The sequence below is a fragment of the Deltaproteobacteria bacterium genome (genome assembly GCA_019309045.1).
Classification (GTDB): domain Bacteria; phylum Desulfobacterota; class Syntrophobacteria; order BM002; family BM002; genus JAFDGZ01.
The window spans coordinates 1-12,092 of sequence record JAFDGZ010000107.1; the positions used below are offsets into that span (position 1 = coordinate 1).

Below are 12,092 nucleotides of genomic sequence, written 5' to 3' on the forward strand. Positions count from 1 at the left end.
CGGCGACAGCGGAGGGGGAAACTGGCTCGACAAATCCAATTCAACACGGTTTACAGATCGCAGCAATATATATGAAAATGGGCGGCGCCGCTGTCGTCTGCTTCAGCTGTCAGCCGCAGCAGTAGTAGTCTCCTGATACGGCAACCTGGAGCGCTTTTTCGAAATACCTTGAAATCTCTGTAGACGCCACCGAATTTTCACGGTCGTATCTTGCCCCGCAGGCACAGGGACGAGCCTGGAAATCAAACGCTCATCAGTAAGCAAGATTGCCCTTGCAATTCAATGGACAGTGTACTGTTTGTTCGTTGACAGCAAAAGATCTCTGTGATAGCCAATCTTTACAGGTTGGCGGCAAAATGAAAGTGCACGCCTTTTACCGCCGGACTGCTGCTGGCCAACCTCGGGGCCAGGGTTGCGGCCGCTATTACAATGGCGCAACGGGGCAATTGTTTGTCGAAATCGATATCAACACAGGACAACGCAGGCTGAAGCCTGCGGCTACCAAATCGTTGCCGTGCCTCCGATCCCCTGACGATACTGGTTATCAGATGCACTTTCATTTTGCCGTCAATCCCTTATAGATTAGTAGGGTAAAATAGTAAAATTTCCCCGGCTCCTTTCACCTGGAGATCTTTATGTCTCTGAACAGTGATCACTGGCAGCCTTCAGGTGCCGCCACCCTGGTGGGCAGTCTTCCTCACCGGGACCGGCAGCGAGCGCTTGATCTCGTATATGAAGAGATCAGCGAGGTGCCGGTGTGGCCCCAGCTGTCGGCTTATCCCATGGAACAAATGATAGAGCAGTTCAGCGAAGGGCTGCCCGGTCTGGTAACCAGAGAAGGCCGCACCTTTTTTCATACCAGCGACTCCACCTTCGAGCAGAGTGTGCTGGAGTTCTACGAGGAATATCTCGCCGTCACTGCTGGCGAGCTTCCCCTGGCCGAGAGCCGTTTCCGCCTGGGGCAGGAAGCGGCAAGAACCATGACCCTCTTCCTGGAGCAGCTCCCCAGTCGCAACTTGCCGATGAAGGCAGTGAAGGGCCAGACCGTGGGGCCTTTCACTCTGTTGGCCACGCTGCGAACCGAAGCTGACAGGCTGGCACTCTATGAATCGCAGTTGCGGGACGTGGTGGTCAAGACTCTGGCCCTGAAGGCTCAGTGGCAGACCGAAATGCTGAAGCAATTCGACCTGCCGCCAATCGTTTTCATAGACGAGCCTGCCCTTGCCGGCTTTGGCTCATCTGCTTTCATCAGTGTCTCGGCAGAAGAAGTAATCCAACTGATTCATGAGGTCGTCCAGCATATTCATCAGGCAGGCGGTCTCGCGGGCATCCACGTATGCGCCAATACAGACTGGTCTCTTTTCTTCTCAGGCTCACTGGACGTCATAAACTTTGACGCCTATACCTACTTCGACCGGTTCTCTCTTTACCGGAGTGAACTCTCGCAGTTCATAAAAAAGGGCGGCTTCATTGCCTGGGGCATCGTGCCCACCATGGAAGCAGAGGATATAGAAAGGGAAAGCGAAGGCTCCCTGGCCATAAAGTGGCAGGAGCAGATAGCCGGCCTAATCAGCGACGAACTGGACCTGGCTACACTTTTTCGCCATTCACTCATTACTCCGAGCTGTGGCTGCGGCTCGTTGAACGAAGCGAGAGCAGAGAGAGTCGTCCGACTTACCCGAAAAGTTTCAGACAAACTCCGCAAGGAACTTCTTTGATGGATTCCATGAAACCTGGCGAGTACCAGAGCCAGACCGCAATCTGTTTCTTGTTGCCTCCCTCTGGAAAACCGCTCTGTAGCCACAAATGGGACCGCTGGCCAAAGGGGAACTTCAAAGCAGGCGCTCTATTCTCATGGCTGGTATCAACTGCGCTCAAGAAACCCGGGCAAGGAGAGCCATCCAGGTGTAGCTTCCCGAGGGAGGGATTGCCGGAAAACTCAAATCAGCACTGAGCCAGCCTTCTGGACAGATGCCCCGGGGGGCCAAATCCTTTTCTAGATGAGGTTTGTCCACATCCTGAAATCCTGAAAGAATGAGGAAGCCGTCTTTCCTGGCCAGTCTTACCATTTCAGAAAGTTTTGCTTGCAGTAGATTGACGGGCAGGTTGGCAAACAGTAGATCGAAGCTGCCGCGCACAGCTTCGGTGGAACCACGCACCAGGTGCAGCCTATCTGCCACCTTGTTGCGCACGCTGTTTTCTTCGCTAATCTGCAGGGCACGCGGGCAGATATCCACTCCCACCGCCCAGCTTGCACCCAGCTTCAGGGCTGCCACTGCCAGGATGCCGCTGCCGCAGCCCACATCCAGGACTCGTCTCAGAGGTCGCTCGGCCAATACTTGCAGAGCAAATTGCAGACACATCCGCGTAGTCGGATGGCTGGGGGGAAAAGCCTCCCTGCTCCGCAGTACGATACCCACCGGTGATCTGGTAATCACGCGGCGCCATCCAGGCGGACCAACTGCCAACACTTTGCCGATTCGATAATAGCCCAGCATGATACTGAGGTGTAGACCTGAACTCAACTCACCTGGTAACGGAGGATCTACTCTCTGCTCCTACAGGCTGCTAACCATACCTGCGCTCGAAGTCTGTCATGAAAGAGACCAGAGCCTCTACTGCTGCCACACTGGTAGCATTGTAGATTGAAGCGCGGCAGCCGCCCACCGAGCGGTGCCCTTTGAGGCCGGCCAGCCCATTTTCCAGGGCCTCGCTCACAAAGGTGGCCTCCAGGGACTCCTCTGCCAGCCGGAAGGTGACGTTCATGAAGGAGCGGCTTTCTGCTGCGGCAGTGCCGCGATAGAATTCACTGCCATCTATGCAGTCATAGAGAATTTTCGCCTTCTTCCTGTTCAACTCCTCCATCTCGGCAAGACCGCCAATGGTCTCATCTATCCATTTGAGCACCAGCTGCACCGCGTAAATGGCAAAACAGGGTGGAGTGTTGTAAAGAGAGTTTTTCTCCACATAGGTGGTATACTTGAGCATGCTGGGCAAGCTGTCAGGCACTCGTTCCAGCAGGTCCTGCCGCAAAATTACCACCGTCACCCCGGCAGGCCCTAGGTTCTTCTGGGCCCCTGCATATATGAGACCGAAAGGCCTGACATCAAAGGTGCGTCCCATGATGTCCGAAGACATGTCGGCAATGAGAGGTACGTCCCCGCAGTCGGGAAACTCCTGCCACTGCGTGCCACGGATGGTATTGTTCGAGGTGATATGCACGTAGTCTGCGTCCTCGTTGAAGGAGATATTTGCCGGGATATAGGTGAACTGCCTATCTTCTGAGGAAGCAACCACGTTGACCTTGTTGCCAAGGATCTGGGCTTCTTTGATCGCTTTTGTTGACCAGGTGCCGGTATTCACATAATCAGCTCTCCGACCAGGCCGGAGCAGATTCATGGGCACCATGGAAAATTGCAGGCTGGCGCCGCCCTGGAGAAAGAGCACCTTGTAGTCCTCAGGCAAGTTCAGCAATTTCTGGAAACGTTCGCCTGCATCAGTGATCACCTCTTCAAACAGGGGAGAGCGATGACTGATCTCTGTTATGGACATTCCGGATCCTTTGTAATTCAGGAATTCTGCCTGAATCTCTTCCAGCACCGGCAGGGGCAGTGCAGCAGGACCGGGATTGAAATTGTATACTCTCTGGCTCATGAACCTCTCCTTTCACTGGTTGGTGGTTTCCGACCTCCTTGAGAAAATAGAGATGGTATTCCTCTCCAGTAAGATGCCGCTTCAAGAGCTGGCTCAAATGGTCGAACAACTCTTCTATTTCATTGTCCGTTAGACGCTGGCTGAGCAACCTCATAACCTCATCATCAGAGAACTTTTGCAAGAAAGCTATGAGAGACCGCTCGTCATCTTCCCGTGAGTAGCCGAAGGCGATCATGCCTTCATAAGTTTCCACAAATCGATGCTGATGTCTTGCGGGCATATTATTCTCCCAACAGCTCAATCAGAGTCAATAAGCATCGCAAAATGGTGCATGAGGGTGCCCTTACAGGACAAAAATGCTGATCATTATTATCAGTCATCTGCTACGGGATTCACCATTGGTAGAGCGGCACTCTCCAGTTAAATCAGTGCAGAGCCTACCTGCAACCACACTGCTTCCTGGTCGCGCCTGTGGCGGGATGACCGGCCCTGCGGACAGAGTAGCCATATTCCAGCTTGGTTCAAATAAGTGTGTTACCAGCCATCTGGTTCAACCGTGAACAGCAAACTGTGCCCTTCACAAAGCTCCCTCTTCTTCGATCCACACTGCCAGCTCCTCGAGATTTTGCCTGATTATCTTGCCGAGATAGAGCTTCTCGAACCAGGAAGCGGGGTGCCGTCGCATCTGCACATTCAATTTGTAGTAAATAATGCTGCCTTTTCCGTTGCTGTTGGGACGCACCTCCCAGACTCCTGAGAAACTGGCAAAAGAGCCATGTTTCTGCCGGAAGTGCAAAAAAGGTTTGTCTTCCTCTATCTCCAGGAGCACTCCAAAAGAAATGTTAAGCAGAGGCACTCTGACCCTGCTCTTCTGTTCAACCAGGTAGCGGCTGTCTTCTCTGGCCAGCACCCTGCTCTTTTTCAGACCGCTCAAACGGGCAGGCATTTGCTCGAATGCAGTGAGCACCTGCCAGACCCTCTCGGCCTCAGCTCTTACCCCAAGGTGGGCAGTAATTTTCCCCCTCTGCCATTCTAGGTTCACCACTGGACCTTCATTGTCTGCCATCAGTAGTCACACCCGCCGGGTTGCACCTTCAACACAGTTGCCAGAGACAGGTCTCTAAAGATATCCAACCTATAAATGACACCCTTTGGCGAACTCAGGACAGGCTGCTTTCACCTGTTCTCGGTGTACCTGGCCGCATTCAGGGCAGGTGAGCTCGATGTTTTCGCTGTCGATGGTCTTTGCCTCGATTTCCTCGGCACTCAGGTGATAGATGGAACCGCAGGCGCACTGAGGGCAGGTTCCCTTCACTTCATAGCGCTTTTTCTCGGCCATTGCATGCTCCTGATCCAGGCTTGCCACTTTTGCGTAATATTTTGAAGTTACAATGCCCAAAGCATTCTCCTTTGTCAAGATTCTTGACAGCGGCGGCTTCCCCCTATGGCCAACCGGGGCCAATAAGCAAATCTCGAACAAAATGCAGCTCATATCGTTTCTGGCAGCTGCTCTGGTAATATATGGGAAAAGCCGTTAATCCTTTTTTCTCTTGCTCAAAATGCGGTTCTCGGCTATAAGTTGCTTCTTTGAGGAGGATTCAAAATGGCACGTATTACAGTTGAAGATTGTTTGCAGAAGGTAAGCAACCGCTTTATGCTGGTGCATCTCGCAGCCAAGCGCGTTATACAGCTCCGAAAAGGCGCAAAACCGCTGGTTGAGGCACCAAAGAACAGGGAAGTAGTCCTGGCTTTGAGAGAGATTGCTGCAGGAAAGGTGGATTTCACTCAGGTGCAACAATTCGAGCAGGAACAGGTTGCCGCCGAGTCAACCTTCACGCCTCTGCCCACGCCAGAAGGGGGGCAGCAGGATGATGAAGAAAAGTCCGCAGCAGAGGAGCCAGCTGCTGACAGCGCATCCCCGGCCGAGGAATCTACAGATGAAGCAGCAGACAAGACAGCAGCGGAGGCAGCCTCTGAAGACAGAGCAAAAGACAGCTCCACTGAATAGGCAGCAGTCGCCATGCCTCACAACGCAGCGAGACAACCTCATTGAAGAGCTGTATGTTTTTCTCTCTGCTGGTTAAACAAAGGACCCTGAAGCAATAGAGCATCGAGAGCATGCATTATGGCCAGGAAAAAGCTTCTCAGCTGTCTGAAAAAACGGGATCTGCTCAACAGCGACAAGGCTGACCCCAGCCAGCTGCGGGCAATGGGTGAAGCCTACCTGCAGCAGGACAGAATATCTGATGCTATTGATTTTTTCGAAAAGGCGCATTACACGGAGGGACTTTCCGAGCTCAAACAGAGATGCATCCAGGAAGGAGATTTTTTTCTCTTCAAACGACTGAGCCAGATACTGTCATTTTCTCCAGACACCCAGGAATGGGAAATTTTGGGGGACAACGCCCTGAAACAGGGCAAGCTACTTTTTGCCAGAGCAGCATATGAAGCGGCTGGTCTGCCCGAAAAACAGTCCCAGGTTGAACGACTCCTTGTCAGTCCGCCGCAGGATCAGCCAGCAGACAAGAGGAAGCTGCATTGACACGGAACACCTCTCAGGCCAAATCACACGTCAGCTGTTTGAGCCGCTCACCTCAAAGCCAATCATTGACAAAGCAGACAAGAATGATTATTCACAAGATGCGTTTTCTGGCAACGATGACCTAGCCAAAGCCAGGCAGCATATGAAGGCCATAAAGACTCTGCAGGAGTAGACTGACGAATTTTGCCCTGCAAAAATTCTCATCACCTCGAGGGGCTAATTAATGGCGAAGCGCGACTACTATGAGGTCCTGGGAGTCGACAGGACTGCTACCGATGAACAGATCAAGAAAGCCTATCGCAAACTGGCCCTGAAATACCATCCTGACCGCAATCCTGGTGACAAGCAAGCAGAGGAACTTTTCAAGGAGGCAGCAGAGGCCTACGAAGTGCTGCGAGATCCTGAAAAACGAAACATCTACGATCAGTTCGGACATGAAGGACTCCAGGGGACTGGTTTTGCTGGTTTTGGTGGCTTTGACGACATCTTCTCGGCCTTTGGCGATATTTTTGAGGATTTTTTTGGCTTCGGCGGTCGCAGGGGCAGACGCGCCACTGCCGCCCGAGCAGGAGCAGATCTACTTTATGATCTGAGTATTGACTTCCAGGAAGCGGTGTTCGGTACAGAGAGAGAGATCACCGTACCCACAACGGTAACCTGCGAGGCCTGTGGGGGCAACGGTTGCGAACCGGGCACCAGAGAAGAAATCTGCCCCACCTGTCATGGCAGAGGTCAGGTTGTCCAATCTCAGGGTTTTTTCAGAATCAGTACCACCTGCCCTCGCTGCCGGGGCCAGGGAAGAACTATCACCAATCCCTGTCGCCGCTGCTCGGGCTCGGGGCAGCAGAGGGTCAACAAAAAGGTACTGGTTAAAGTACCTGCTGGAGTAGACACCGGCACCAGACTGCGCATTCCCAACCAGGGGGAAAGCGGTACCCACGGCGGCCCCCCTGGCGACCTCTACGTGCGTTTGCACGTCAACCCTCACGATTTCTTTGAAAGAGACGGCAACGATCTGTACTGTAGGGTACCCGTATCCATGGTGAGCGCCGCCCTTGGCGACACCATAGATATCGAAACTCTAGCAGGCCCCCAAACCATCACCATACCACCTGGAACGCAGAGCGGTGAGCTCATCCGTCTGAAAGGAGAAGGCGTTCCAAACCTGAGGGGTTATGGCCGAGGTGATCTACTCATCGAGATCCAGGTAGAAACACCAAAACGGTTGACCAAGCGACAACGAGAGTTGCTGCGTGAATTTGAAGAAATCGAAAAAAGCAAGAAACCCTCGCAAAAACTTTTCAGATTCTGGCACAGGGGCGGCAAGCGGAAGCACTCAGAAGCCAAACAATGATGCTGAGGGGCGCTCCTCGAAGATCAGGCCACCAAGGGACCGGCAGCTCTCTCGCGTCATGATTTCCACGAGAATCACTCCCATGAGAAGGTGTTGATCATGAATACCTGGGAGCAACAAAACAGGCAGTTCGATCAACTACAGGCAACCGCACTCTATTGCCCTAAATGCAAACAGGCAACGCCAGTACGGGAGCGGTTGCTCCTCTTTCTCCCGGATGGTGAACTGCACGAATATCTGTGTCAGTTTTGCGGCAGTTCAGTGGGCACCAGAAAAGTTCAACAGCAGCCGGAGTTTCACCTCCTCTCTCGTTGAGGCCATAGTTGGGCTGCAAGAATGGTGGTTTGCGGACCGCCTTTTTTCTTATCCAGGGAGGTGCGAATTTGATAGCTGCGGAGAATCTCACCAAGTTCTACGGAGCAGTGGCAGCACTCCGGCAGGTAAGCTTCGAGATAGACAAGGGAGAAATAGTCGGCTTCCTCGGCCCCAATGGCGCCGGCAAGACCACGACCCTGAGAATTCTCACCTGTTACATGCCGCCGACCTCAGGCAGAGCCACCGTAGCTGGACTCGACTGTGAAGAGCACCCTCTGGAAGTTCGCGCCATGGTCGGCTACCTGCCTGAAAATGTGCCGCTCTATAGCGATATGACAGTGAGGCGATTTCTGGCCTTTGCTGCCGCAGCAAAAGGGGTTCGGCGCCAACACTGCCGCCAAGAGCTGCACCGGGTAATCGACGCCTGTGGTCTGCAGGCGGTGGCTGACCGAATAATAGGCCATCTGTCCAAGGGCTATCGCCAGCGAACAGGCATTGCGCAGGCCTTGTTGAACGACCCGGCCATACTTATTCTTGACGAACCCACCCTTGGACTCGACCCCGGCCAAATTGTCGAAATTCGCGCCCTCATCAGAGAACTCGGCAAGGAACGCACCATCATATTGAGCAGCCATATTCTCCCTGAGGTGAGTCAACTTTGCGACCGCATCATAATTATCAACAAGGGCCAGATAGTTGCTACTGATACGCCGGAAAACCTCACTGCGCAGCTGCAGCAAAATGCCCGAGTCCTCCTGGAAGTCGAAGGACCTTCAGAGGAGGTAATCGCCGTTCTCATGAAAATTCCTGGAGTCCACAAAGTGATTCCTGGAGAGCACAGAAGCAAATATGTGGTAGAAAACGCAAGAGAATTGGATCTGCGCCCGGAAATAGCCCGCGCCATAGTCCAGAGCGGCTGGCAGCTTCGGCAGCTGACAGCTCAGGACATGAGCCTGGAAGAAATATTCATGCATCTGGTTACGGATGAAGATATGGCGGAGGCTGTTTGATGAAAGGCTTTTTCCCTGTATATCGCAAAGAACTCTACTGCTTCTTTTCTTCTCCTGTTCTTTATGTGGTTGCCTTTATTTTTACAGGACTCGCCGGCTATTTTTTCTATGCTTCGGTATCCTATTACTCTCTGGCCAGCTTTCAGGCGGCCAGGGATCCCTTTGTCGCTTCTCAGCTCAACCTCTCTGACATGGTGTTGCAGCCTTTTTTTGGCAGTCTTGGCATAGTACTGCTTCTCATGGTGCCGCTGATAACCATGAGATTGTTTGCAGAAGAGAAAAAAACCGGCACCATTGAGCTGCTCTTCACCTATCCCATCTCAGATAGTGCTGCGGTGTTGGGCAAATTCTTTGCTGCCATTTGCGTGGTACTGCTGTTGCTGGTAACGACCCTGCCTGCTATGGCGGTGCTGGCCTATGTGAGCAGCCCTCCCTGGGGCAACGTCTGCAGCGGCTATATGGGTCTCTTTCTCATGAGCTGCAGTTTTGTCAGTCTGGGCCTTTTTGCTTCCTCCCTGACGCAGAACCAGATTATTGCCGCTGCCCTGAGTTTCGGGCCTCTGCTGTTGCTGTGGATCATCGGCTGGGCCCAATCATTGACAGGGCCGACTCTGGGCAGCATCATCGGCTACTTGTCTCTGGTGAATCACTTCGACAACTTCACCAAGGGAATTGTAGACTCCCGCGACGCTCTCTTCTACCTGTTGTTTACTACCCTGTTCATTTTCACCACCCTCCGCATCCTGGAATCAAGGCAGTGGAGAGGATAGAGGCATGAGACAGACGTCCAGGTTCTTGAAACGCTTGACCACCACCTCTTTTGGATTCCTCGCTTTTACAGGGATTGTCGTTCTCGTGGCCCTCATTGGCCAGCGTCATCCGCTGCGACTGGACCTCACAGAAAACAAGCGCTACACCCTGACGGAACAGTCCAAAAAAGTCCTCAGTGCTCTCAATGGTGACATCCAGATCAAGGCTTTTTTCCAAGAAACCGCAGCCGAGCGTGACAGGGTTCGCGACTTGTTGAAGACTTATCGTTATACCTCGAAGAAGGTGCACTTCCAGTTCATCGACCCCGACCGACAGCCGGCTCTAGCACGACAGTATCAGATCCGCGACTACGGCACCCTGGTTCTGGAAGGCTTCGGCAAATCGCAGACCATCACCAGTGCGGAAGAGGAGGCTATCACCAATGCCATCCTCAAACTTTCCCAGGACAGGGAGAAAATCGTCTATTTTCTTACCGGCCACGGTGAAAGAGATATTGGCGAAGCAGGAAAAGACGGCTATTCCCTGGTCAAGACCGCCATTGAAAAGCAAAACTTTAAAGTGAAGACCTGCAACCTGCTGGTGGCTCCCGAGGTGCCAGAGGATGCGGCTGTCCTGGTAATCGCCGGCCCGCAAAAGCCTTTACTGGCAAAAGAAGTAGAGGCTTTGCAGCACTACCTCGACCGGGGCGGCAACCTGTTGCTCATGCTGGACCCTTACAACCGCAGCGGTCTGGAAGAGATGCTGCGCTCGCATGGCATCCTCCTGACTGATGACATTATAGTAGATACCATGAGCAAGGTGTTTGGCGCTGACTACCTGATGCCGGTCATTGCCCAGTATGGTCATCACAAGATTACTGATGGTTTCAGGATCGCCTGTTTCTTCCCTGTTGCCCGCAGTGTAAGGGTTAGCTCCCCCGCCCCGGCCAACACTAAATTGCTGGAGCTTGCCCTTACCTCACAATACAGCTGGGCAGAAAGCGACTTCAAGACCACAGACAGCGAACCGCCTAAATTCAATGACAACAGAGACATCCAGGGCCCGGTGCCAGTAGCGGTAGCTGCTGCCATTACTCCAAGCAAGAAGAGTGACTCCACAGGAAAATCAACATCCCCGGGCAGAAAAAAACACCGCTCCAGCACTGCAGAGCTCGTGGTTTATGGCGATTCAGATTTCGCCAGCAACAGATACTTGAATCTTCAAGGTAACAGCGACCTCTTCCTCAATACCATAAACTTCCTGGCCCAGCAGGAGGACCTCATCACCATCGAACGTCCCCGGGCCAAGGCCGCCCCTTTGACGCTGACCCGCTCACAGAGTCTGGTGCTCTTCTGGATCGGTATTCTCCTCATGCCTGCTGTAGTGCTGGCAGCTGGCGTTGCTGTTTTCAACTTCAGGAGGAAACAGAGATGAAGACGCGAACCGTTTTCATCTACATTGGCATCCTGCTCCTTGTTGGCGGCTATTTCGCCTACTTCGAGGTGTTCCAAGAGCAACAGAAAATTGCCAGAGAAAAGGCCGCCAGTCATTTGTTCCACCTGTCCTCCTCTGAAGTCACTGGTCTCAGCCTGGCCAGCAAAGAAAATGGCACCATAGTCTTGCACAAAGAGAATGATTGGCTGATTGTCGAGCCTGTGCGGACCAGAGCAGACAACTTTGTAGTGACAGGGATTCTTGCCACTCTGCAGAACATGAAAGCAGAACGCCGCCTGGAACTGGCAAAGAGCAGTACGGCAGACTATGGCCTTGATGCTCCTCTTCTCCAGGTGGCCTTTGAGACGGCAGATTCGCAGCACCGTCTCAAGATCGGCGCCAAAACTCCTGTGGGCAACCAGTTTTATGCCCTGGCAGACGATCCCACCTCTGTGGTGCTCATTTCCGCTGCTGCAGAACGTGTGCTGAACAGGACTCTCTTCGATCTTCGTCAGAAGGAGATGTTTACCTTCAAGGCAGAACAGATTGATCGCCTGGAAGTGGAGCAGTCCGGCAAGAAAATAGCCATAGGACGCCGGGATAAAGACAACTGGACTGCTCTGCTGCCCGCGGCTGCAAAGATTCGCCTCAAGTCGACAAAAGTGGAGGAACTGCTGCACGCACTCCTGGGGACCAGGGCCAGCGGCTTCCTAGATCAAGGGGCTGTGGATCTGGTCGGCCTGGGTCTGCAGCCCCCCAGGGCTCGAGTGCGCCTCTTCAGCAAGAAAAAAGGGCAGACTTTACTGCTGGGAAACATTGCCAGAGAGCAGGGCGTCTATGCCAAGAGCGATCAGATTGCCAGTGTGGCCATCGTCAACAAGGATGTCCTGGCAAAGTTGCCCTCGAGTCTTGCCGACCTGCAGGATCGCACCCTGCTCTCCTTCGCCACAGAACAGGTACGGGCCATTTCGCTCCAAGTTGGCGCAAAGAGCGGCACCCTGGAACGGCGCAAGCAAGAATGGAGCTGGCAGGA

At 53.2% G+C, this 12,092-nt stretch carries 14 protein-coding genes; 9 read left to right on the top strand and 5 right to left on the bottom strand.

What is annotated here, in order from left to right; genetic code table 11:
- Window positions 1-338: 338 nt before the first annotated feature.
- The gene (locus JRI89_15500; GenBank protein ID MBW2072644.1) at window positions 339-560 is read right to left on the bottom strand and encodes a hypothetical protein; all 222 of its coding nucleotides are present in this window, start codon (window positions 558-560) and stop codon (window positions 339-341) included.
- Between the two features lie 75 nt (window positions 561-635).
- Here JRI89_15500 and JRI89_15505 point away from each other — a divergent pair, with 75 nt between their 5' ends.
- On the top strand, window positions 636-1,718 hold the full coding sequence (locus tag JRI89_15505; protein MBW2072645.1) for a hypothetical protein: 1,083 nt from the start codon (window positions 636-638) through the stop codon (window positions 1,716-1,718).
- Between the two features lie 156 nt (window positions 1,719-1,874).
- On the opposite strand, the gene JRI89_15510 is transcribed toward JRI89_15505, so the two are convergent.
- From JRI89_15510 to JRI89_15525, 4 genes are all read right to left on the bottom strand, one after another.
- Window positions 1,875-2,438: a 50S ribosomal protein L11 methyltransferase gene (locus JRI89_15510; protein MBW2072646.1), complete on the bottom strand. Its 564-nt coding sequence runs from the start codon at window positions 2,436-2,438 to the stop codon at window positions 1,875-1,877.
- A 130-nt stretch (window positions 2,439-2,568) separates the two neighbouring features.
- Window positions 2,569-3,654, bottom strand: coding sequence for a 3-phosphoserine/phosphohydroxythreonine transaminase (gene serC, locus JRI89_15515; protein ID MBW2072647.1), 1,086 nt, complete (start codon window positions 3,652-3,654; stop codon window positions 2,569-2,571).
- Between the two features lie 577 nt (window positions 3,655-4,231).
- Entirely contained in the window at window positions 4,232-4,720 is a 489-nt protein-coding gene (locus JRI89_15520) for an SRPBCC family protein (GenBank protein MBW2072648.1), read from the bottom strand.
- Between the two features lie 69 nt (window positions 4,721-4,789).
- On the bottom strand, window positions 4,790-4,993 hold the full coding sequence (locus JRI89_15525) for a hypothetical protein (protein ID MBW2072649.1): 204 nt from the start codon (window positions 4,991-4,993) through the stop codon (window positions 4,790-4,792).
- A gap of 264 nt (window positions 4,994-5,257) precedes the next feature.
- On the opposite strand from JRI89_15525, the gene JRI89_15530 reads away from it, so the two are divergent.
- The 8 genes from JRI89_15530 to JRI89_15565 all read left to right on the top strand — a co-directional run.
- Window positions 5,258-5,662 carry a DNA-directed RNA polymerase subunit omega gene (locus JRI89_15530; GenBank protein ID MBW2072650.1) on the top strand — a complete coding sequence of 135 codons (405 nt, stop codon included), beginning with the start codon at window positions 5,258-5,260 and terminating at the stop codon, window positions 5,660-5,662.
- A gap of 117 nt (window positions 5,663-5,779) precedes the next feature.
- A complete protein-coding gene (locus tag JRI89_15535; GenBank protein ID MBW2072651.1) occupies window positions 5,780-6,196 on the top strand; it encodes a hypothetical protein in 417 nt (138 codons plus the stop codon).
- A gap of 223 nt (window positions 6,197-6,419) precedes the next feature.
- Entirely contained in the window at window positions 6,420-7,550 is a 1,131-nt protein-coding gene (dnaJ, locus tag JRI89_15540; protein MBW2072652.1) for a molecular chaperone DnaJ, read from the top strand.
- Between the two features lie 99 nt (window positions 7,551-7,649).
- Window positions 7,650-7,865, top strand: a complete 216-nt coding sequence (locus JRI89_15545; protein ID MBW2072653.1) for a hypothetical protein — start codon at window positions 7,650-7,652, stop codon at window positions 7,863-7,865.
- A gap of 68 nt (window positions 7,866-7,933) precedes the next feature.
- Window positions 7,934-8,875: an ATP-binding cassette domain-containing protein gene (locus JRI89_15550; GenBank protein MBW2072654.1), complete on the top strand. Its 942-nt coding sequence runs from the start codon at window positions 7,934-7,936 to the stop codon at window positions 8,873-8,875.
- Window positions 8,875-9,645, top strand: a complete 771-nt coding sequence (locus JRI89_15555) for an ABC transporter permease subunit (GenBank protein MBW2072655.1) — start codon at window positions 8,875-8,877, stop codon at window positions 9,643-9,645. The genes JRI89_15550 and JRI89_15555 overlap by 1 nt, the downstream gene beginning before the upstream one ends.
- A 4-nt stretch (window positions 9,646-9,649) precedes the next feature.
- Complete coding sequence (locus JRI89_15560; protein ID MBW2072656.1) at window positions 9,650-11,059, top strand: GldG family protein; 1,410 nt, start codon at window positions 9,650-9,652, stop codon at window positions 11,057-11,059.
- The coding region (locus JRI89_15565; protein MBW2072657.1) for a DUF4340 domain-containing protein at window positions 11,056-12,092 on the top strand (1,037 nt) is incomplete at its 3' end. The genes JRI89_15560 and JRI89_15565, both read left to right, overlap by 4 nt.

Coding starts and splice junctions, on each gene's coding strand:
- JRI89_15500 (MBW2072644.1), bottom strand. CDS start 560: ATGAAAGTGCATCTGATAACCAGTATCGTCAGGGGATCGGAGGCACGG.
- JRI89_15505 (MBW2072645.1), top strand. CDS start 636: ATGTCTCTGAACAGTGATCACTGGCAGCCTTCAGGTGCCGCCACCCTG.
- serC (MBW2072647.1), bottom strand. CDS start 3,654: ATGAGCCAGAGAGTATACAATTTCAATCCCGGTCCTGCTGCACTGCCC.
- JRI89_15520 (MBW2072648.1), bottom strand. CDS start 4,720: ATGGCAGACAATGAAGGTCCAGTGGTGAACCTAGAATGGCAGAGGGGG.
- JRI89_15525 (MBW2072649.1), bottom strand. CDS start 4,993: ATGGCCGAGAAAAAGCGCTATGAAGTGAAGGGAACCTGCCCTCAGTGC.
- JRI89_15530 (MBW2072650.1), top strand. CDS start 5,258: ATGGCACGTATTACAGTTGAAGATTGTTTGCAGAAGGTAAGCAACCGC.
- JRI89_15535 (MBW2072651.1), top strand. CDS start 5,780: ATGGCCAGGAAAAAGCTTCTCAGCTGTCTGAAAAAACGGGATCTGCTC.
- dnaJ (MBW2072652.1), top strand. CDS start 6,420: ATGGCGAAGCGCGACTACTATGAGGTCCTGGGAGTCGACAGGACTGCT.
- JRI89_15545 (MBW2072653.1), top strand. CDS start 7,650: ATGAATACCTGGGAGCAACAAAACAGGCAGTTCGATCAACTACAGGCA.
- JRI89_15555 (MBW2072655.1), top strand. CDS start 8,875: ATGAAAGGCTTTTTCCCTGTATATCGCAAAGAACTCTACTGCTTCTTT.
- JRI89_15560 (MBW2072656.1), top strand. CDS start 9,650: ATGAGACAGACGTCCAGGTTCTTGAAACGCTTGACCACCACCTCTTTT.